Source organism: Fructilactobacillus sp. X7R4C1, from assembly GCF_059901115.1.
The window spans coordinates 268,850-289,933 of record NZ_JBWXVD010000002.1 but is presented as its reverse complement, the minus strand read 5'-3'; the positions used below and the strand labels follow the sequence as shown (position 1 = coordinate 289,933).

24 protein-coding genes, 1 tRNA gene and 1 pseudogene are annotated in these 21,084 nt (G+C 35.9%); 16 read left to right on the top strand and 10 right to left on the bottom strand.

The genetic code is table 11. The features are described from left to right. Nucleotides 1-2 precede the first annotated feature (2 nt). Nucleotides 3-281 (bottom strand): hypothetical protein, encoded by a 279-nt coding sequence (locus AC6UC9_RS03510; protein ID WP_500693884.1) that lies wholly within the window; start codon nucleotides 279-281, stop codon nucleotides 3-5. A gap of 106 nt (nucleotides 282-387) precedes the next feature. On the opposite strand from AC6UC9_RS03510, the gene rnz reads away from it, so the two are divergent. The 5 genes from rnz (at nucleotide 388) to AC6UC9_RS03485 (ending at nucleotide 4,770) form a co-directional block, all read left to right on the top strand. Further along, a complete protein-coding gene (gene rnz / locus AC6UC9_RS03505; protein WP_500695560.1) occupies nucleotides 388-1,335 on the top strand; it encodes a ribonuclease Z in 948 nt (315 codons plus the stop codon). Next, entirely contained in the window at nucleotides 1,332-1,730 is a 399-nt protein-coding gene (locus AC6UC9_RS03500) for a LapA family protein (protein ID WP_500701150.1), read from the top strand. The genes rnz and AC6UC9_RS03500 overlap by 4 nt, the downstream gene beginning before the upstream one ends. 18 nt (nucleotides 1,731-1,748) lie before the next feature. Next, on the top strand, nucleotides 1,749-4,064 hold the full coding sequence (gene recJ / locus AC6UC9_RS03495; RefSeq protein WP_500701149.1) for a single-stranded-DNA-specific exonuclease RecJ: 2,316 nt from the start codon (nucleotides 1,749-1,751) through the stop codon (nucleotides 4,062-4,064). Nucleotides 4,065-4,087: 23 nt separating this feature from the next. Next, nucleotides 4,088-4,609 (top strand): adenine phosphoribosyltransferase, encoded by a 522-nt coding sequence (locus AC6UC9_RS03490; RefSeq protein ID WP_500695562.1) that lies wholly within the window; start codon nucleotides 4,088-4,090, stop codon nucleotides 4,607-4,609. A gap of 72 nt (nucleotides 4,610-4,681) precedes the next feature. Next, nucleotides 4,682-4,770 (top strand) — tRNA-Ser (locus tag AC6UC9_RS03485). Between the two features lie 250 nt (nucleotides 4,771-5,020). On the opposite strand, the gene AC6UC9_RS03480 is transcribed toward AC6UC9_RS03485, so the two are convergent. From AC6UC9_RS03480 to AC6UC9_RS03450, 7 genes are all read right to left on the bottom strand, one after another. After that, a complete protein-coding gene (locus tag AC6UC9_RS03480) occupies nucleotides 5,021-5,263 on the bottom strand; it encodes a tyrosine-type recombinase/integrase (RefSeq protein ID WP_500701148.1) in 243 nt (80 codons plus the stop codon). Between the two features lie 146 nt (nucleotides 5,264-5,409). Then, on the bottom strand, nucleotides 5,410-6,120 hold the full coding sequence (locus AC6UC9_RS03475; protein ID WP_500693878.1) for an Arm DNA-binding domain-containing protein: 711 nt from the start codon (nucleotides 6,118-6,120) through the stop codon (nucleotides 5,410-5,412). 68 nt (nucleotides 6,121-6,188) lie between these two features. Then, nucleotides 6,189-6,947 (bottom strand): DUF6056 family protein, encoded by a 759-nt coding sequence (locus tag AC6UC9_RS03470; protein ID WP_500701147.1) that lies wholly within the window; start codon nucleotides 6,945-6,947, stop codon nucleotides 6,189-6,191. A gap of 166 nt (nucleotides 6,948-7,113) precedes the next feature. Next, nucleotides 7,114-7,926 (bottom strand): PH domain-containing protein, encoded by an 813-nt coding sequence (locus tag AC6UC9_RS03465; protein WP_500701146.1) that lies wholly within the window; start codon nucleotides 7,924-7,926, stop codon nucleotides 7,114-7,116. A 129-nt stretch (nucleotides 7,927-8,055) separates the two neighbouring features. Then, nucleotides 8,056-8,376: a hypothetical protein gene (locus AC6UC9_RS03460; RefSeq protein ID WP_500701145.1), complete on the bottom strand. Its 321-nt coding sequence runs from the start codon at nucleotides 8,374-8,376 to the stop codon at nucleotides 8,056-8,058. A gap of 182 nt (nucleotides 8,377-8,558) precedes the next feature. Continuing rightward, complete coding sequence (locus AC6UC9_RS03455) at nucleotides 8,559-8,765, bottom strand: hypothetical protein (RefSeq protein ID WP_500693874.1); 207 nt, start codon at nucleotides 8,763-8,765, stop codon at nucleotides 8,559-8,561. Nucleotides 8,766-8,932: 167 nt separating this feature from the next. Further along, a complete protein-coding gene (locus AC6UC9_RS03450; protein WP_500695563.1) occupies nucleotides 8,933-9,559 on the bottom strand; it encodes a helix-turn-helix domain-containing protein in 627 nt (208 codons plus the stop codon). A gap of 278 nt (nucleotides 9,560-9,837) precedes the next feature. Between AC6UC9_RS03450 and AC6UC9_RS03445 the strand changes: the two genes are divergently transcribed. Further along, nucleotides 9,838-10,050 (top strand): helix-turn-helix domain-containing protein, encoded by a 213-nt coding sequence (locus AC6UC9_RS03445; protein ID WP_500693872.1) that lies wholly within the window; start codon nucleotides 9,838-9,840, stop codon nucleotides 10,048-10,050. 170 nt (nucleotides 10,051-10,220) lie between these two features. Here AC6UC9_RS03445 and arsC read toward each other — a convergent pair. Further along, nucleotides 10,221-10,637 (bottom strand): annotated as a pseudogene (gene arsC, locus AC6UC9_RS03440) (arsenate reductase (thioredoxin)). A gap of 228 nt (nucleotides 10,638-10,865) precedes the next feature. Here arsC and AC6UC9_RS03435 point away from each other — a divergent pair. Then, a complete protein-coding gene (locus AC6UC9_RS03435; RefSeq protein ID WP_500693871.1) occupies nucleotides 10,866-12,233 on the top strand; it encodes an FAD-dependent oxidoreductase in 1,368 nt (455 codons plus the stop codon). Nucleotides 12,234-12,273: 40 nt separating this feature from the next. Here the strand turns inward: AC6UC9_RS03435 and AC6UC9_RS03430 are convergent, their stop codons facing one another. Further along, nucleotides 12,274-12,531: a hypothetical protein gene (locus AC6UC9_RS03430; RefSeq protein ID WP_500693870.1), complete on the bottom strand. Its 258-nt coding sequence runs from the start codon at nucleotides 12,529-12,531 to the stop codon at nucleotides 12,274-12,276. Between the two features lie 118 nt (nucleotides 12,532-12,649). On the opposite strand from AC6UC9_RS03430, the gene AC6UC9_RS03425 reads away from it, so the two are divergent. The 9 genes from AC6UC9_RS03425 (at nucleotide 12,650) to citG (ending at nucleotide 21,055) form a co-directional block, all read left to right on the top strand. Beyond that, entirely contained in the window at nucleotides 12,650-13,438 is a 789-nt protein-coding gene (locus AC6UC9_RS03425) for an alpha/beta fold hydrolase (RefSeq protein WP_500701144.1), read from the top strand. A gap of 161 nt (nucleotides 13,439-13,599) precedes the next feature. Continuing rightward, nucleotides 13,600-14,790 (top strand): NAD(P)-dependent malic enzyme, encoded by a 1,191-nt coding sequence (locus AC6UC9_RS03420; protein WP_500701143.1) that lies wholly within the window; start codon nucleotides 13,600-13,602, stop codon nucleotides 14,788-14,790. Between the two features lie 11 nt (nucleotides 14,791-14,801). Next, entirely contained in the window at nucleotides 14,802-15,770 is a 969-nt protein-coding gene (locus tag AC6UC9_RS03415; protein WP_500693867.1) for an AEC family transporter, read from the top strand. Between the two features lie 24 nt (nucleotides 15,771-15,794). Continuing rightward, nucleotides 15,795-16,847: a [citrate (pro-3S)-lyase] ligase gene (gene citC / locus AC6UC9_RS03410; RefSeq protein ID WP_500695568.1), complete on the top strand. Its 1,053-nt coding sequence runs from the start codon at nucleotides 15,795-15,797 to the stop codon at nucleotides 16,845-16,847. Beyond that, nucleotides 16,837-17,130 (top strand): citrate lyase acyl carrier protein, encoded by a 294-nt coding sequence (gene citD, locus AC6UC9_RS03405; RefSeq protein ID WP_500696622.1) that lies wholly within the window; start codon nucleotides 16,837-16,839, stop codon nucleotides 17,128-17,130. Before citC ends, citD begins: the two co-directional genes overlap by 11 nt. Continuing rightward, nucleotides 17,130-18,044: a citrate (pro-3S)-lyase subunit beta gene (gene citE / locus AC6UC9_RS03400; RefSeq protein WP_500693864.1), complete on the top strand. Its 915-nt coding sequence runs from the start codon at nucleotides 17,130-17,132 to the stop codon at nucleotides 18,042-18,044. Before citD ends, citE begins: the two co-directional genes overlap by 1 nt. Before the next feature lie 28 nt (nucleotides 18,045-18,072). Next, nucleotides 18,073-19,572, top strand: a complete 1,500-nt coding sequence (gene citF, locus AC6UC9_RS03395) for a citrate lyase subunit alpha (protein WP_500693963.1) — start codon at nucleotides 18,073-18,075, stop codon at nucleotides 19,570-19,572. 60 nt (nucleotides 19,573-19,632) lie between these two features. Further along, nucleotides 19,633-20,175 (top strand): citrate lyase holo-[acyl-carrier protein] synthase, encoded by a 543-nt coding sequence (citX, locus tag AC6UC9_RS03390; RefSeq protein ID WP_500701142.1) that lies wholly within the window; start codon nucleotides 19,633-19,635, stop codon nucleotides 20,173-20,175. Next, the gene (gene citG / locus AC6UC9_RS03385; protein ID WP_500699431.1) at nucleotides 20,168-21,055 is read left to right on the top strand and encodes a triphosphoribosyl-dephospho-CoA synthase CitG; all 888 of its coding nucleotides are present in this window, start codon (nucleotides 20,168-20,170) and stop codon (nucleotides 21,053-21,055) included. The genes citX and citG overlap by 8 nt, the downstream gene beginning before the upstream one ends. The last annotated feature ends 29 nt before the right edge of the window (nucleotides 21,056-21,084 follow it).

The following is a 21,084-nucleotide window of genomic DNA, read 5'->3' as shown; positions in this document are numbered from 1 at the left end:
TATTATCCAAAAATAAGCTCATCATTTTTTAAACGATAACCGAATAGTTTTGGAGTTTCAATTGTTTTACAAAAAAGTGATAGATGATCATCAAGTTCTCTTGTCCGGGTATTAAATTGATTCAAGGTTAGTGACCGTTTGTTTTTGCTTGGTACTAATAAAATTTTATTTTGCGAAAATTCAATGTCAAAAACTGGTAAAATAACCTTATTAATTTCAACGTATATTTTATATGAATTATTTAAATCTTCGGATGAGACGTAAAATTCGTTTAATCTCAAAGTTATCACCTAGATTCAGCTTATTATTGCTAATGTGGTATGCTACAATTGTATAGTAATTCTTCACGAGTGTAAAAATTTGAGTGTCAAAAAGGAACGATAGGATATGCAATTAGAGTTTTTTGGAACTGGTGCGGGAGTTCCTGGTAAGTTTCGAAACGTTTCTAGTGTCGCTTTAAGATTGTTGGATGAGATTAATTCCGTGTGGTTGTTTGATGCTGGGGAAGGTACTCAACAACAAATCTTGCGATCAACGTTAAAACCGCGAAAAATTAATAAGATTTTTATTACCCACCTTCATGGTGATCATATCTATGGTCTTCCGGGATTATTATCAAGTCGTTCGTTTCAAGGCGGAGATGATCCGGTTACCATTTATGGCCCCTTTGGAATCAAAAATTACGTTCAGACTAGTTTGCAAGTGACGCAGACTAAGTTAGGGTATAAAATAAAATACGTAGAGCTGGACCAGCCTGGTAAGATTTTTGACGGTAAAAAGTTTACAGTTTATGCGGAAAAGCTTGATCATCAAGTTCAAAGTTGGGGTTTTCGAATTGTTGAACATGATCATCCGGGTGAACTGCTTGTTGATAAATTGCAGGAGGATAATATTCCGTCTGGTCCACTGTACGGAAAGCTTAAGGAAGGTAAGACGGTTAAACTTAGTGACGGGAGAGTCATTAATGGCAAGGACTACATTGGTAATTCCCAAAAGGGGAGAATTGTTACCATTTTAGGGGATACGAGAAAAGTTGATACCATCAATAAGTTAGCGCAAAATGCTGACATTTTAGTTCATGAAAGTACTTTTGGAAAGGGCGAAGCAAAATTAGCTCACAATTACTATCATTCTACGAACATCCAGGCTGCTAATACCGCCAGGGATGCCAACGTAAAACGATTATTATTAACGCACATTTCTGCAAGGTATACTGCTAAAATGGCTCATGAGTTACAGAGGCAGGCTCAACAAGTTTTTCCAAATACCAAGGTAGTTAAAGATTTTGATTTTATTGATATTCCCTTTAATAAGGGAGAGGAGAATGCCCAATGAAAAAGCAAGTTTCAATGATTTTAAGCATGGTCTTGATTGTGATTGTCGCTATTTTTGTTTTGTTAAATATGGGAAGTGCGGAGATTAATTTTGGTTTTACGACGGTTAAAATGCCGTTAATCTTAGTCTTATTATTGACATTACTAATTGGGGCTTTAATCATGTTCTTATTATCAATGATCAGTTCATTTAAAAATGGTTCCAAACGGAAAAAAGAAAATCGTGATTCACAGAAAACCATTGATGGATTAAAGGGACAAATTAATGATTTAAATAAACAAAATGATTCTCTAAAGATGCAGTTAAAGAATTCAATTAGTAAACAAAAGGTTAATCAAGATAATCGAAACGTTGAAGATGTAATTAATAAACAGCAAAAGGACAACGAAAAATAGTGAAAAGAGGATCCATATTTGCTTTCTTCAAAGTATAATTGGGAGCTAAAACAAAATAATCTTAACCAAGATGCTGTTAATCAACTAGCTAATGATTTGGGACTTGAACCGTTAGTTGTTAGCTTACTGTTTGAACGTGGTTATGATAATGTCGATAAGATTCAACATTACTTAAACCCGGATACTAGTGACTTAAACGATCCCTTTTTAATGCATGATATGCAAAAAGCGGTTGAACGGATTGAATTGGCAGTTGAAAACGGTGAACAAATTACCGTTTATGGGGATTATGATGCTGACGGACTTACTAGTACCGCCATTTTATATGAAACGCTAGTCGAGATGGGAGCGGAAGTTCGTTATTATATTCCTAATCGGTTTAAAGATGGATACGGTCCAAATGTGAAGGCCTTTCAAAAAATTATTGATAGTGGAACTTCGTTAATTGTTACTGTTGATAATGGAGTTGCTGGCTTTGATGCAATTGAGAAAGCTAATAAATTGAGTTGTGATGTGATTATTACCGATCATCACGAATTACCAGAAAAGTTGCCGAACGCCTATGCAATCGTTCACGCTCAGTTGGGCGATCCTAAATATCCGTTTCAGTATCTTTCTGGAGCTGGAGTATCTTTTAAGTTGGCGACGGCATTAATGGATGAAATTCCTCAAGATAAACTAGATTTAGCTGCAATCGGAACGGTTGCTGACTTAGTATCGTTAACCGGAGAGAATCGGGCACTCGTTCAGTTTGGATTAAATGTCATTCACTTGACGGTGCGACCTGGATTAAAAGCCCTTATTAAACGATTTGGAATTGATTTGGAAAAAGTTGATGAACAAGATATTGGGTTTAACATTGCTCCTAGATTAAATGCACTTGGACGGATGGGTGACGCCAATATGGGCGTTGATCTGCTTACTACGGTTGACGACGATCAAGCTAACGAACTAGCTAAGAAGACTGAGCAAAAAAATGATCAGAGGAAGTTACTGGTTAGTTCAATTACGGACGAGGCAATCGCTCAAGCTGATTCACCTGAGAATAAGAAGAGAGAAACCCTTTTAATTGTGGGAAAGGATTGGCATACTGGAGTTTTAGGTATTGCAGCTAGTCGAGTTAAAGATAAATTTCATAAGCCGACGGTTGTTGTCAGTGTTGATGACCAAAATAAGATCGCCAAGGGATCCGGAAGAAGTGTCAAAGGATTTGATCTTTTTAAAGCCTTAGATAGTGAACGTGATCTGATGGATGCATTTGGTGGACATGCGATGGCAGTTGGATTAACGGTTCCAGCTGATAATTTAAAAACACTAGCTGAGCGGTTTGAACGGTCAGCAGCAAAACAGCAGGTTGATTTATCACAAAAGCCAACTTTAAAAATTGATTTTAAAGTTACTCCAGATGAAATTGATCAAAAGTTATTTCAACAAATTCAAACTTTGAGTCCATTTGGGACTGATAATGAATGCCCCCGATTTGACGTTGATCCGATTGCTTTAACTAATGTTCAGGCAATTGGGAAAGCCCATGATCACCTTAAATTTCAAGTTGTTGGCAATCATTCACGGATTTCTGCAATTGACTTTGGGATGGGTGATGTTGCTACTGAAGTTTCTAAATTGTCAGCTAATATTAACGTAGCAGCGACCTTGAATGAAAATGAGTGGAAGGGTCGTACTAATCTTCAGTTGATGGTTGATGATCTTAAAGTTGACGGAACCGTTGTTATTGACAAACGGACTACTACCTTAACTAAGTCAATGTTTGTAAATGCGGGAACGTATATTTTCTTTCATCGTAACTTGTATCAACAATTAAAATCATATGTTGGTAAGAAGTCTAAAGCTATGCTTGCTTCGGATGTTAAAAAAGATATTACTAATGGGGTAGTTTATCTTGTTGATTGTCCTGAAACACTTGGTGAATTAAAAGGCGTTGTTAATCATTTCCAAAATCCTGAAATTATATTGTATTTATATAAAAAGAATCATATTTTAAATTTAGGGATGCCAGAACGTTCACAGTATGCTAAACTATTTAAGTTCGTTGAAACTAATAAAAATGTGCAAATTTCAAAGAATGTTGGTGAGGTTGCAAACCATTTGCAGGTTCCAACCAATATTCTGGTTTTCATGTTGCAGGTATTTAATGAACTGGGATTTATCACCATTCGGGATGGAATTTTGAATGGTATCAGTAATCCAAACAAGCAAAGCTTGTCCACTTCTCCCACATACCAATTGCGAGAAGAGCAATTAAAAGTAGAAGATGCTCTTTTTAACGTTTCTCCAAGTGATTTGGTGAAAATAATTAATAAGATTGGGAACTGATAATAAGAAAGGAAGTATTTTTTATGGTCCTTAATTTAAAGGATTATGTAGCAAGTTATCCTAATTTTCCAGAGCCAGGTGTAACTTTTCGAGATATTTCTCCATTACTAGAAAGTGGCGAAGCATATCGTCAAGCTACTGACGAAATTGTCAACTATGCCAAGGGTAAGAACATTGATATGATTGTTGGTCCCGAAGCGCGTGGCTTTATTGTTGGATGTCCCGTTGCATATGAACTTGGAATTGGATTTGCTCCTGCAAGAAAAAAAGGGAAGTTACCTGGTAAAACTGTCAAAGCTACATATGGTTTGGAATACGGTCAGTCATCACTTTATTTGCATGATGATGCGATTAAACCAGGTCAGAGAGTTCTTGTGACTGATGATTTGCTAGCTACAGGTGGTACCATTGAAGCTACCATTGAGTTAGTCAAAGATCTTGGTGGAGTAGTAGTTGGAACGGCTTTTATTGTCGAATTAATGGACTTAAAGGGTCGCGATAAGATTAAAGACTATGATATTCTCAGTCTGATTAAATATGATTAAATTTTAAATTAAACACACTTCTCAAGTTGATTGTCTTTTCTTTTACGATTATACTTAAGTGGTGTTAATTATGGCGAGTTGGCAGAGTGGTAATGCACCGGACTCGAAATCCGGCGAACCGGTTTATAGCCGGCGCGCAGGTTCAAATCCTGTACTCGCCTTTTAGTGGCAATTTGGATAGTTTCCTATAGTTCTCAAACGTCTTTATATCAACAAAAGAAGCAGCTGTGGATAGTTAGAAAACTATAGAGAAATAAAAATCTGTTAACAATCTGTTAACAAAAAATGTTAACCGGTTAAAAGCGGAGGTATACCAATTTTTAGTAGTGTGCCATACTAAATTTATATTTAAGCCGGGTGTGATGTCTCCTGCTAAATATTTATGGTCGATATATAGAAAGAGCTATCAGATTAAATTCTGGTAGCTCTTTTTTTATTGATAATTTTATTTAGTGATGTTTTGATTTGATCATTAGTTTGTTGACGATATTCATCAATCATGTATGAATATACTCGGGTTGTGGTTGATATATCTGAGTGACCAAGTCGTTTACTGATGACGTAGTTATCAATTCCATTAGCAAGCAAATAAGCTACGTGAGTGTGTCTGAGAGAGTAGAAATTTATACCTAACTCGTTTAAAAATTCCCTCAATGTTTTGTTGACGGCTGAGGAAGTCGTATAGTCTTATATTGATTCGTAAAAACATGGTTGTTGCCATTTTCCTTTAACTCTTTTAAAACTTCAAGAATATCAGCATTTATTCGAATAATTCTATTGGAGCTTTCGTTTTTAGTAGGTTATTCACTTTCTAATACGGAATTCCAAGACTTATTAATATTGATAGTTCGAAAGTTAAAATTAACATCTTTCCAAATCCGTGCTTGAATTTCTCCCAGTCGCATCCCAGAGAAAATTGCTAACAGAATCATATATTTAGAAGTAAAGTTTTTGTTCTTAGTCTCTAACAGATAATTAGTCAATCTTTCCATTTCGTCGACATTTAAATATTCAATCCTTCTGGTCTTACTTCGGTCGTACACCATTGTGGTTCGCTGGACGAAATCTTTTTCAAAGTCACCATCGTAGATACCATCTTTAACACAAGAGTGAACCATTGTATTTAATTTACTAACGGTTTCTTTAGCGTGGTCTTTACCATAATCATTTAATAGTTTTTGATAAATATTACGGTCGATAGCATCGACCTGAACATTAGGGATGTATCGCTTTAAAATACCGTATGTTCTTAAATAAGTCTTTTTAGTTCTTTCAGTTACTGATGTTTCTTTATAAGTTTGAAACCAATTCCAAAAGTATTCATAAAATAAGTTAGGTTTACTGTTTTGTAGAGAGAAATCATTTTTACTCAATTCCATTTTAGAAGCATATAGTTGTGCTTCTTGTTTAATTGAAAAACCAGATTTAGATTTTGCATGCCATTTTTTATCTGGACCTTTATATCTAAACTGGGCTTGCCAGACTTTGCCACGCTTTTGAAAATTAGCCATGTTATGTACCTCCATTAAAGCCCTAAAGTCAGAATTGAACTGACTTCATGCTACCAAGTAGGGTAATATTACTGCTTTTGACCAGTAAATTTGTATTTATTTGTTAGGGATGTTTTAGCAATCTGATTACCAGAACCATCTTGAATACTAATTGAACTAGTTACCTTTGAACTGTATGAATCTTGAATGTTGTATTGCTGCATAATTCGTTCAATTGCATCATAAGCAGAATGTGAGACATTTTCTAATTGTTGACTATTAAAGTTAGCTGTTGCATCACTTAAGGTTACAACCGTTTCTCCAGCTGAATCAACTTTAGCGTTAGTGATATCTCCGTTAGTTTGACTAGGTAGATCAGCTAATGCTTGTTTGTAGCCATTGATATTTTTATCACTATTATTTGGTTTGCTTTTAACTTCTTTATCAATTTGCTTATCTTCTTTGGCTGCTTTTTTATTGGCCATTTTTGTTTCGTGTTCTTTAGCAGCCTGTTGTTGATCGTAAGCACTAATTTGTCCCATTGAAATCAAAGCAAACACAGCAAAAACAACACTTAAAGTTATCCACATCTTTTTTGATTTTGAGGCAAATATTTCTAATACCGATACAATTAAAGCAATTATTAGAAGAATAAGTAAAACAATTTCGAGTGATTTTTCAACTGATAATAAAAAGATTAAAAGCATCGTTGCAACTAATCCAAATACTAACGAAGCATAAAACATACCTTTGTTGTCTTTATTTGCTTCATCAAGAGATTGCTTGATTCCTCCGATAGTGAGACCAACTAAAAAAATAAATAAAATCCAACCTATTACAAAATACATAAGTCCTCCACAAACAGCTTTTTACGTCGATCAGAAATTGGACGTAAGTTGTTTACATTTATATCAGTAAGGTGTTTTTAAAACTTTTTACTGCGTATATGATTACAAGAATAATTAAACAGACCAATATCCATCATTCATATCTCCTTTATTACTATTATTAAAATTAAAGACCTAGTAGTTGTTTTTTCTTTTGGTCGAACTCTTCTTGAGTAATAATTCCATCATCTAAAAGGGATTTGAATTTTCGTAATTCATCTGCGTTAGAAATAGACTGAACAACATTACCAGTTGGAGTTTTAGAATTATTAATTTCTTCGTTAATCTTTTTAGCCATAATCTCTACGTTGTTATTGTAGATATTTTTTATTCCAACTTCTGTTACTCCATTCATTAAAACAATTCTTCCAAGTGCCATTCCTTTATGCTTGGACACACCATTTATTTGTGAGATAGGAATATCTGAAGTCTGACTTCCAATAAGCAAATTCTTATTTATAAAAATAATACGTTGATCAGTTAGAACCATCAGTACCGTTTGAGAATCTTTTTCAGTAAAACCAGAAGTAGCATATTTAATGGTTTCATCATCATTTAAAATTTCGGGTAACATTTTGAGTTCACGTTTAGTACCAAACGTATCAGTTAATCCAGCTTCATCTAATTGTTGCTTAATTTGTTCGAATCTTTCTGAATTTTGCGATGATCCATTTGGTTGTTTACTTTCTTTTTCTTCGCGTTTCTTTTGTTTGTAGTCATCTTTTAATTTCAGTGGGTCTATTGTAGTTCCGTTTGCAATGGCATCTTTTACCATTTCCACAGTTACAAAGTTTTGAGCGGCCATGCTCGTTACAATTCCAACTTTTTTAGCATTTATTCCTATCTTTTTACAACATTTATCACAAATATCTCCGTCTTTTACCGGCATATTAAATTGCAATAAAGTGATTTTGTTATTACATATTGGGCAAGTACGCATAGTATTATCCTCCAAAAATTAACAGCTTTTTAAGTCAATCAGGAATTGGACATATTAAGTTTGTTTAAAATAGTCTAATTATTTCTTAAGACGTTTTTGTAAAACAAAAGCCACGTTTCTTGTGGCTCTTTAAAAGAATTTATAAATTGATAGTATTGTTCCAATAATTCCTATAATTGTTCCAACTACTCCTATAAAAGTAGTAATTAACCATGTTTTTTGTTCAGCAAACTTAGTATTTACTTTTTCAAATTTAATATCAATGTCTTTTCCAAGTAAATCAATTTTACTACTGAGTTTATCAACGGCACTATTTAATTCATCATGTGTTACATAATTTTTCATATTTCCGTTACCTCCATTATCATTTGGCTTTGAATTAATTATATCATTGTTCGTTTTTTCTCCTTCAAAAGGCCGATAGATAATATTATTTTTACTTTCAGCCATTACGAATTCTCCCTTTTAAGAAATAAAGTCAATTTACTTTTTTTCTCATTTTCATCTAATTGGATTTCAAAATTAATATATGGTGTATTTTGAACATCTTTTAGAGTCGCCGAGAATGCTATTCCAAACATTGCAATATAGTTGTTTGACATCTGCTTTGCTTTAATATCTTTTAGATCAAATTAAAAAATGTCGGGCTCATGATTATCCATTATGCTTTTATCATTTTTATTTTTTGCATCGATTTTAAGGTTATGTTTTCCTTGTTCTAATCCAATAAGCTGGATATTGATAGTTACATAAATGCCATTGTTATTATATCTTTTTATCATAATTGGAAGAGGATCGTCTTTTTTTGTTATATACACAGTATTTATATACTCATTCATAAACTGAAACTCCTTATTTTATTACTACAGTTAGAATTGATTGGACGTATTTTACTTTTTTACGTAATCTACTAATGCCTTCTCTCCTTTAATATTTAATATGTGTTACAAAACAAAAGGGCTATCAAAATCACAAGTTTTGATAGCCCTTTTGTTGTATTGAGCTCTTATAATTCGGATTGCATCCGGATTGCTTTTCCAATGATTTTGCCTGGATTATCTTTATTCAAGATAATCGGTGGGTACTCCTTATTATCAGGAACTAAGACGGTTTGGTCTTTTTGGGTACTAATCCTTTTAAGAGTAGCTTCGTCGTTATCGTTTAATAGGACAGCGGCAATTTCACCATTTTCCACCTCTGGTTGATAATGAATCAAAACGTATGATCCGTTTTGAATGGTAGGAGCCATTGAATCTCCGTCACATTTTAACCAGAAATTCTCACCACTTGGCAGTCCTTCCTTTAGAGTTGGAAAGTACGCGGTAACGTTCTGTTCAGCAAAGATTGGTTTTCCGCAAGCAATGCTGCCAATGAGAGGAAGATCAATTGTCTCATTAGTTTTTGATTTAGCACTTGTACTATCATTGTGATAGTTAAGTTGATTAGTATTTCCTAATAGGTAATCGATCGACACTCCAAGTACTTTGGCGACTTTTCCAAGGCTTTTTGTACTAGGAGTTTTCTTGTTCCAAGTATAAATATTGTTAATCCCAATCCCAGCCTTCTGGGCCACTAACTGAAGTGACCATCCACGCATTCTTGAAAGTCTCTTTATTCGTTCAATTGTTGTCAAAATTGTTTCTCCTTTTCTGAAATTGGTGGTTAAAAAAAAGTTATTTCAAATAATAGAGAAAATCATTGACATTTTATTTTATATGATTGATAATTAATTTAGTTAAGTAATTGATCAGTCAGTCCAGAATAATATCAATGGTTAAAAGTATCTAAACTAGTTCCCACGAAGAAAATAGTTTAAATACAGTCCATTATTTTCATCATATTTACATTTTATTCCAAAGGATAGACATAGTCAATAACTTAATTAATAAATTGTGAAAGGAGGGATCAATAATGGCTAACGTTGAATTGGAACGTAATGCTCAAAGAGTATTTAAAAAGATCAAAGTTGCTTTAATTAACAAGGACTTGACTCAAGTTGATATGTCAAAAATTGTTGATGTCTCACCAGTTGAATTAAATCGGGCAATTCATGGTGAGATGAGTCCTAAATCTCAAAGAATTAGGAAGCAAATTTTTAAGTACCTAGATATCAAAGTTTCGTAATCTTCATTTGTTATCCATGTGATAAAAGAGCAGTAAGATAAACTAAATGTATTAATACTACTTGTTTTCACGTTTGTAATTAGTATTAGTATGTGTAGTGATCGTAAGATTTAATAAGGCCTAGATCAGTTGCAGTAGTTGATCTAGGTCTTTGTCGTGTAATAATTAGTTTATTTGGTCTCATCAACTGACAATTGTTTTACTAATTGGTCAATCTGATTGCGGACGTTTCTAAAAGTTTCAATTACTTCTGATTTGGATCCCTTAAATTGTGCAGGATCTTTAAGTGGCCAGTGAATTTTTGCAACTGATTGTGGGGTAACTGGACACTTATCTTTAGCGTCTCCGCAAAGCGTAACGATTAAATCACACTTAACTAAATAATTTTTATCAATTAGCTTTGACGTGTTGTGAGAAATATCAATTCCACGTTCTTTCATCACCTTAACCGCAACTGGATTTAAACCATGAGTTTTTACTCCCGCACTTTTTATTTGCCAGTTTTACGGGAAATATTTTTTGGCAAATCCTTCTGCCATTTGGCTTCGACACGAGTTTCCCGTACACAAAAAATAAATTTTTTTCATTTTAATTCATCCCTTAATAATTTATACTTCATGATACCAAAAACTATGGATACTACTAGTAACTTATCTTATCGGTTATTAATTGCTTAACTTATGGGTAGTTCAATCAAATTGTGTGCAAATAATTTATTAAATATTGAACATTTTGTAGTCTCATTAGGTAATTGCGTGGTACTATAAAAATGTTCATAGAGAACGACAATTTAAAAATTGAAGGAGGAAGCAGATATGAAAGTAGCTGTAATTGGATCATCTCATGGTGGATTCGAAGCTGTCAGAGGAGTTTTAAAAGATTTTCCTGATGCTGACATCGAATGGTACGAAAAGGGAGACTTTGTATCTTTTCTATCTTGTGGAATTGAATTATATCTTCAAAACGTCGTAAAAGATGTTAACTCTGTAAGTTATGCAACTCCAGAAGGCATGGAAAAATTAGGTGTAAATGTTCACATTAATACTGAAATCACTGATATTGATCCTGAAGCTCACACATTAACCGCTTTAAACGTTAACGATGGCAAAGAGAGCACTGAAAAATATGATAAATTAATTTTAAGTGTTGGTGCTAATCCATTCCAACTTCCAGTCCCAGGGAAGGAATTAGGTAATATCTATGCAATGCGTGGACGTGATTGGGCCATTAAATTGAAGGAAGCTGAAGTTACTCCAGGTATCAACAACGTCACGGTCGTTGGTTGTGGATACATTGGGATTGAAGCAGCTGAATCATTCGCTAAGGCTGGTAAGCACGTTACATTAGTTGATACTGGTAAAACCATTCTTCCTACTTACTTGGATCCAGAGTTTACTAAAATTCTTGAAGCTGAGCTTAAAAAGAACGGAGTAAAATTATCATTGAACCAAAGTGTTAAAGAATACGTTGGTGACGATGATGAAAACGTTTCTTCAGTTATTTCAACTAATGGTGACCAATGGGATGCTGATCTAGTGATTGAAACTGCCGGAATTCGTCCTGCTACCGATTGGCTTAAAGGTAAAGTTGATCTTGACGAAAAGGGCATGATCAAGACCGATGAATATCAAAGAACCAATCAACCTGATATTTTTGCTGTTGGTGATTCCACCGAGGTTACCTTTGCACCTACTGGCAAGAAGCAAATCATTGCTTTAGCTTCTAACGCTAGACGTCAAGGTCGCTCAGCTGCCATGAACCTGAACGATGAGAAGCGTAAGACTACTGAAGTTTCTGGTTCATCAGCACTTCATGTTTTTGATTACAAGTTTGCCTCAACTGGATTTAAGGATGTTACTGCTGAAAAAGCTGGCGTTGACGTTGAATCCGTCTTTGTTGTTGACACTGCGGTTCCTCCGTTTGTTCATGATGATAAGTTGAATGCAGAAGTCTACTTCAAGTTAACTTTTGATCCAAAGACTCGTGAAGTTGAGGGTGCTCAAATCATGTCGAAACGAGATGTAACTGCTAATATCAATACCATTTCATTAGCAATTCAACAACACATGACCGTTGATGACTTGGCATATGCTGACTTCTTCTTCCAACCAGGTTTTGACCGTCCATGGAATATCATGAACGTCGCAGCTCAAAAAGCACAAGATAAGTTAGATCACAAATAAAACCAAAGGGTCCGTTGACTTAATCAACAGACCCTTTTTATTACATGCTTTTTGCTACTAGAATATCACCATTTGACAATTTGAACGTTTTATCAAAACCATTTAGATAAATGGTAGTACCTCGTTCTGGAAAATCTTCACTGGTCTTAGGAAGAAATTCAATTTCAAGTGAATGGCCATCTGGAGCCAGATTATCTAAGGTAGTTAATTTCATGACGTACTGATTGTCATCGTTAACTTTAATGGTTTTAGTATCTGAATTTCCAGGTGCTGGAAATGTTAAAGTAATCCGTTTCATATCATCCCTTCTTTCGTAGTTATTATACTACCAATTAATTTTTGGTATTGGTACGAATCTAGTAGTAAGAGAAGTGCTAACATATAAAATAAATCTTAAAGAAAATGGTGAAGCGATAATGAAATTTTATACTTCTGATAATGTGGAATTAAACTATGATGATGAGGGAAATAAAAGCAATCAACCCGTGATGATTCTTACCGGAATTGGGGGCTATAAAGAGATTTGGACCCTTACTGTCCAAAAATTAGTCGAAAGCGGTTTTAGGGTTATTAACGTGGATGCTAGAAATCAGGGGATGTCTGAGCGTACTAGTAAGGATGAACGAATGTCGCGCCATGCGATGGATTTATATGAGATTCAGAATGAACTAAAATTAAAAGAACCAATCTTGCTTGGGAATTCAATGGGAGCAGCGACCATGTTTGCGTACGTTTCTTTGTTTACTGATAAGGGAATTAAGGCCATTGTAGACGTTGATCAGAGTCCTAAGATGATTGCGGATCGGTCATGGCCATACGGATTTAAGGCTTTAGACTGGAGTAATTTTCCTGAACTTTTGAAGCAGCCATTTGGACGTTCGACTTATAGTAAAATTAATGATCTTTTATATAGTAAGATTCAATCGTTAAAACAGAAGTATCCATATGACGCCGACTTAAACTATTCGTTGTTAGTGGATCATGCTTTTCAAGATTGGCGTGACATTTTGAGTGATTTGAAGGTTCCATTGATGATTATAGCGGGAAGAAAATCACCATTTTTTGATTATCACTTTGCAAAAGTTGCAGCTGGGATGGCTCATAATGGTCATTATCAGATTGTTGAAGATGCGGGGCATATTATTATGGCTGAACAGCCAGATGTGTTTAACGATATTTTGTTGAAGTTTGTGAAAAGAATATAATAAATCACAATGGTAAGAAATATCATCGTGTGAATTATTAGACTTAACCTTTTAATAGCGGTCTCACTTTAATGAGGTCGTTTTTTATTGGGGTTTGTTAAAGAGTGTTAACTTGGTTGACTTTATGCACTTTGGTTAATATAATCACAATGTAAGCGGATATGAGCAATCGTGTCTGCGTGAAAATAAAAACAATTGGAGGGGTTTACGTGGCTGATAATATTTATTCCATTCATGAAAAGCACACGGGAATGCTAGAAATGGAATCAGAATTTCCTGTAAAAAACCGTGAAGAACTTAGTGAGGCTTACACACCTGGTGTTGCTAAGATTTCCAAGGCCATTGAAAAAGACCCTAGTTTAAAGGACAAGTACACAATGAGTGGAAAGTTGCTTGCTGTTGTTACTGATGGTTCAGCAGTTCTAGGATTAGGTAACATCGGACCAGCTGCAGGGCTTCCGGTTGTTGAAGGGAAGGCTTTGTTATATAAAGACTTGGCCAATGTTAATGCGTTACCAGTTGCCATTGATCAGGAAGATGCCAAGAAAATGGCCACTCACATTAAAAGTATTCAAGATACCTTTGCTGGGATCCATTTGGAGGACATTGCGGCACCAAAATGCTTTGAGTTAGAGGATATCTTGAGTAAAACATTAGATATTCCGGTCTATCATGACGACCAAGAGGGAACTGCTATTGTAGTTTTGGCCGGATTAATCAACGCTAGTAAAGTAGTTGGTAAAGAGTTGAAAGATTTAAAGATCGTCGTCAATGGGGTTGGAGCATCTGGTGTCGCTACTGCCTCGTTGCTGGAGCATGTTGGCATTAAAAATATTACTTTGGTTGATATCGATGGCGTGGTTAAGCCAAATAGTGAGAACTATAATTCATATCAAACTGGACTTGCCCAATCCTTGAACGGAAAAGAAGGACAAACTCTGGATGATGTAATTGATGATCAGGATGTTTTTATCGGTCTGTCAGATGCTAATGTTTTAAGTACTAGTCAAGTTAAAAGAATGGCAAAGGATCCGATTGTCTTTGCGCTTGCTAATCCAGTTCCGGAAATTCTTCCACAAGACGCTAAAGCTGGTGGTGCTAAAGTGATTGCGACTGGATCTAGTAAGTATCCAAATCAAGTTAATAATATTTTGGTTTTCCCAGGTCTGTTCAAAGGACTTTTAAAGAGTGGAATTAAAAAGGTTACATACCAAATTGAGGAAGTCGTTGCTGACGCGTTAGCCAGCATGATTCCTGATCCTACTCCAGATAAAATTGTCCCTGGGGTTTTTGATGAAAATGTTGTTAAAACAGTCACAAATTCAATTATAAAATATGGTGAAAAAGGATAAGAGGTGCAATTATGGCAATATTTATTACATCAATCCAGAGTGTGCTAGCGATTGTAATTATGATTGCAGTTGGTTATGTAACACAAGGACTTGGATGGTTTAAAGAATCATTTTCCGGTTCAATCTCAAAGATTATTATGAAAGTTGCTTTACCATGTTCTATTTTTGTGGCAATGCTTAAATATTTTCATCCAGAACAACTAGCTAATTTGTCAACTGGATTAATCTATGTTGTGCTTGCTATCCTTTTAGGCTACGTTATTTCATGGATTGAAGTTAAGTTATTTAGAGTTAAAAAGGGTCGAAGAGGACTGATGATGACCGGTATTAACGGTGCTAATACCGTTTTTATTGGAATGCCCTTAAACGTTGCTTTATTTGGTGAGATATCAGTCCCTTATTTACTTGTTTACTATATTGTAAATACGATCATTATTTGGACGTTAGGTGTTTGGGTAATTGCTGCAGACGATCCAACCGCTAAAGATGGTTCCAAAGCTAAATTTGATTGGCACCATTTGATTCCGGCTCCATTATGGGGATTCATTGTTGCCATTCCATTTTTGTATATTCCATGGCTTCAGGAACATTTATTGGTTAATTTTGTCCAAACAACCTTAACTGATTTGGGGGCACTGGTTACTCCACTTGCATTAATCTATATTGGAATTATGTTGAGATCATTTGGTCTTAGAAACATGCATTTTGATAAAGATGTCATTTTGACTTTAGCAGGCCGTTTCGTGATTTCACCATTAGTCATGGCTGCAATTATTTTTGTTGGGTTCAAACTCGGAGCATCAATGGTTCCAACCTTCTCCAAGACTTTGATTGTTCAAGCTGCTACGCCTTCACTTGCAGTTCTGCCAATTTTGGCACAAACTTATCATGGTGACGTTAAGTTTGCTACAAACGTGGTTGTATCTACCTCAGTCCTCTTTATCATCGTAATTCCGATTATTATGTTAATCATGGGTTAGTAGAAACGGGAGATTATTGAGGATATGAATATTGAGACTAGAGAAATTAATTTAGAGGTTCCTGACCAATTTAATCAGTGGAGAGATTTTTTGAAATCACTTGGCATCGCCAATTTTTCTGGTGATGAGGTTGATCCCTTAGATTATACCGTTGGACTTTTTGATGGGAATAAATTAGTTGGTACTGGTTCATATTCTGGAAACATTTTGAAGTACATTGGTGTTTGTCATAAGTACACTGAAAATGGGGTTTATTTTAACAAGGTAATTTCGAATCTTTTAACAAGTTTGGGACAACGTGGAGTCTTTCATGTCTTTGTCTTTACAAAGCCAATGTATGCGGAAAGTTTTGAACACGTTGGGTTTAAGGAACTCGTTCAAAGTGATGATGCGGCCTTTTTAGAGACCGGTGATTATAGTATTACTGATTATCTTAAAAGTCTGCCTAAAGTTAATAAAACTGATAATAATGCCGGGATTGTCATGAATGCTAATCCTTTTACCGATGGTCATAGATATTTGGTTGAAAAAGCGTCAGAAGTTAGTGATAACGTTTACGTATTTGTTGTAAGTACTGATAAATCACTGTTTACGTCACAAGAACGATTAAAACTTGTTCAAGAGGGCGTTTCTGACTTAAAGAATGTGATGGTTGTTCCGGGTGGCGATTACTTAGTAAGTTATGCCACTTTTCCTTCGTATTTTTTGGGGGCGCAAGCAGACAAGGTGCGGTATCAGACAACCATTGATGCATTAATTTTTAAAGATTGGATTGCCAAAGATCTTGGCATTAACGTTCGGTTTCTTGGAACGGAGCCAAATTCCAAAACGACCTCAATCTATAATCAAATTTTAGAAAAGGTTCTCCCGCCTGAAGTCAAAGTTAAAGTTATTAAACGAGATCAGGATGAAGCCGGAAAAGTGATTTCGGCCCGAACGGTTCGGATGGCCATTAAGAATGGTGAGTTAACATCAATTAAAGGGATTGTCCCAAAAACAACTTACGAGTTTATTACCAAACATATGGATTCGTTACAGGAAAGAATTAAGAAGGGAATGAAGATCAATGGGAATTAATAAAACGGCAATGGATGGAACGCTGGAATCTTCTGACATTCAGATCACAGTCAGTAAGGGTACTAACGGAATCCAAATTAATCTTGAATCTGATGTTAAGAAACGGTTTGGTGATGATATTATTGCTACCATTAAGGAAGTTGTTAACAAATTTGAATTAGATAATGTCAATATTAAGGCAGTTGACCAGGGAGCTTTAGATTGCGTAATTAAAGCTCGAACGATTACCGCAATTCAACGGGCCGTGGGCGACAGCGAACAACCAGCATGGGAGGCACTATAATGGCTGAAAATGGTGAACGACTCAGAAGAACGATGATGTTTGTTCCAGGTAACAATCCAGGGATGATCAAAGATGCTGGGATCTATGGCGCCGATTCAATCATGTTTGATCTTGAAGACTCAGTTTCGTTAGCGGAAAAAGATTCTGCAAGAAACTTAGTTTATGAGGCTTTAAAAACGGTTGATTATGGTGATGCAGAATTAGTTGTTAGAACTAATGGACTCGACACTGACTTCTTTGAAGCTGACGTCAAAATGATGGTTAAGGCTGGCATCGATGTTATTAGAATTCCTAAAACTGAAAGTGCGGCAATGGTTGAAGAGATGGAGAGTCTAGTTGTTGACGCTGAAAAGGAGTTCAACATTCCAGTTGGAACCACTCATTTAATGGCCGCAATTGAGAGCGCTGAAGGTGTCATGAATGTACTTGAGATTGCTAAAGCCTCTGATCGCATGATTGGGATTGCTTTATCGGCGGAAGATTACACAACGGATTTAAAAACACACCGTTATCCAAATGGCTTGGAACTACAGTTTGCCAGAAATATGATTTTAAATGCTGCTAGAGCAGCTGGTATCGCCGCTTTTGATACGGTTTACACCGATGTTGATAATGTGAAGGGATTCTTGGCAGAAACCGAGTATATTCATGAGTTGGGTTACGACGGAAAATCAGTTATTAATCCACGCCAAATTCCTTTAGTTAACCAAGTATATGCTCCAAGTGAAGAAGAAATTAAGAACGCCGAGAATGTACTTGCTGCGATTGAAAAAGCAAGAAAAGCTGGCTCAGGAGTTATCTCAATGAACGGACAGATGGTTGATAGACCAGTTGCACTCAGAGCTGAAAGAGTTATGAAACTAGCTAAAGCTTCTGGCTTGATTGATAAGGAGGGTCATTACATTGGAAAATAAATTAGGTCGTAATTTACCCGATAAATTAATGAATGAACTGCACTTTAAACCATTTGAAACCACTAGGATTGGTAACCCGGTCTTTCAAAGAACGGCTCCTAAAGTCCAGGTTCAAGATGGACATGATAAATTAAAGGATGATTTAAAGCAGGTTGTTAAAGATAACGTGAGGGATGGGATGACCATCTCATTTCATCACCATTTACGTAATGGTGATTACATCTTTAATCTTGTGATGAAGGCGATCATGGACCTTGGAATTAAAGATCTAACTTTAGCACCTTCTTCACTGACCGGCGTAATGAATGATATGGCAATTAAAGCCATCAAGAATGGAACCGTTACTAACATCACCACATCCGGAATGCGTGGTTCATTGGGTGACGAAGTTTCTCATGGAATTCTTAAAAATCCAGTGATTTTCAGATCCCATGGAGGCCGTGCTCGTGCCATTGAAAACGGTGATATCAAAATCGATGTTGCCTTTTTAGGGGTTCCTAATTCTGACTGTTGTGGTAATGCTAACGGGATGGAAGGTCCAGCCGCATTTGGTTCACTAGGGTATGCGTTAATGGACGCAGCTTATGCTAATAAAGTCGTTTTATTAACTGATAATGTGGTGGACTATCCCAACACCCCTGCCTCAATTCGACAAACACAAGTCGATTATGTCGTTAAGGTGGATAAAGTTGGTGATCCTAATAAAATTGGCTCTGGCGCTACTCGTTTCACTAAGGATCCAAAAGATTTGACCATTGCTAGAGCGGTCAATCAAGTAATTGTTAATTCACCGTACTTTAAAGATGGCTTCTCATTTCAGACTGGCTCTGGTGGAGCTGCCCTTGCCGTTACTCGTTACTTAAGACAAGCAATGCTTGATAATCATCTTCATGCCTCGTTTGGTTTGGGTGGAATTACTAAACCAATGGTTGATTTGCTTGAAGAGGGATTAGTTGATAAGTTAATGGATGTTCAAGACTTTGATAAAGCCGCTGCTGATTCAATGAAGAACAACAAAAACCAACAGGAAATTGATGCGTCATGGTATGCTGATCCTGATAATAAAGGATCAATGGTCGCTCAGTTAGACATTGCGGTCTTAAGTGCCTTGGAAATTGATACTGATTTTAACGTTAACGTGTTAACTGGTTCTGATGGCGTAATTAGAGGAGCGGTTGGTGGACATCAGGATGCTGCTACATCTAAGATGACAATCATCTGTGCTCCACTGGTACGAGGTCGCATTCCAACGGTGGTAGATCATATTAGTACAGCTGTTACTCCAGGGCAATCGATTGATGTCTTAGTAACCGAATTTGGAATCGCCGTTAATCCTAATCGTCCAGACCTGATTAAGCAATTTAAGGATGTTCCGAGTTTGCATGTATACAGCATCCAAGAATTAGCTGAAAAAGCTGAAAAGATTGTCGGCAAAGAAGAACCACTGAAGTATACTGATAAGACGGTTGGATTGGTTGAGTATCGGGATGGAACGATCATTGATTCAATTCGACAAGTAAAAGATTAATTTTAAAGACGGTGCTATCTGTAAGGCAGATGGAGCCGTTTTTTTAAGGAGTTTGATAAGTTGGAAGATAATATTTTTTTAACTGGGAAAGTGCAGGGGATCCCAGCTGTACTTGCTAACAAAGACAGACGGGCACACATACAGGCTCGATTAAAGGAGCAGTATCCAATGGATACGATTGTGTCAATCAAGTTAAATATTCCGGGTCCCATCAAGAACAACCCGCAAATCATGAACTTATTTGATGTTGGCTATAAGCGATTCTTTAAAACACAGTTGTACAATATGAAAATTATCGATAAAATGGGGTGGAACACTGATGCGGGAAAAGAACGGTTTTTGGTGGTTGATGGTGATGGGCTTGTTTTGAAGAAACGAGCAATTCATTTTGAAGATCATGATCGTTTAGGACGTTTGTTTGATATTGACGTAATGGATCATAATCATTCTCATTACTCCCGGACTGATGTCAAAATGAGACCCAGAAGATGTCTGATTTGTGATCGAAATGCTAAAGAATGCGCTAGAAACCGTACTCATTCCGTGTCTGATTTGCAACGAAAAATTAGCGAGATATATTTTAGGAATGTCGGATATGAATAATGCGGTAATGGATTGGAAAGTTAAAATTTGTCAAAAAAATAAAACCGTTAACGCTGTGATGGAATCAATGTTAGATGAAGTTGTTTCTAATCCAAAACCAGGATTGGTTGATCCAGTTTCTCATAAATCTCATCCTGATATGGATGTCTTTACATTCATTGACAGCATTATTACAATGCGTCCTTATTTTGAAACCGCTTTTTTACGAGGACAAAATTTTTTAAGTGATGACTTAAGTCAATTATTGAAGTTGATTCGACCTGATGGAATTAAAGCTGAAAAAAACATGTTTAGGGAGACTAACGGTGTCAATACCCATAAGGGTGCAATCTTCGTAATGGGAATTATTGTTGCGGCACTAGGCTATCTTTCTCAGTCTAAAGCTTCCTTTACACTTGGAGATATAATTAATGTAGAAAAAGCTATGACTGCTGGAATCGTTAAATCAGACTTTTCGCAGGTGAGAAGAAAATCTGCTAGCAAATTAACCGCTGGTGAGCACCAATTTTTAGAATATGGGATGACAGGAATTCGTGGAGAAGCCGAGGCTGGATTCAAAACTGTGACAGGTCATGGCTTGCCAGCTTTGGTCGCTTTTAATGGAAATAAAAATGAAAAGATCCTTCGAGCGTTACTTAACATTGTTGCTCATAGTCAAGATAGTAATTTGATTAAACGTGCTGGATCGCCTGAAATCGTTGAAAAGGTACACAGGCAGGTTACTTCAATTTTAAACACTGAAGCTTTTAATTCCGCTCTAGTTAAAGAACAACTGGAAAAAATGTGTGAAAACTTTGATAATCAAGATTTAAGCTTAGGTGGTTCAGCTGATTTATTAATTTTAACCATCTTTTTTGGTAAGATAACTGATCATTTTTAAACATGAGTGACGTTTAGAAAATTAAATTG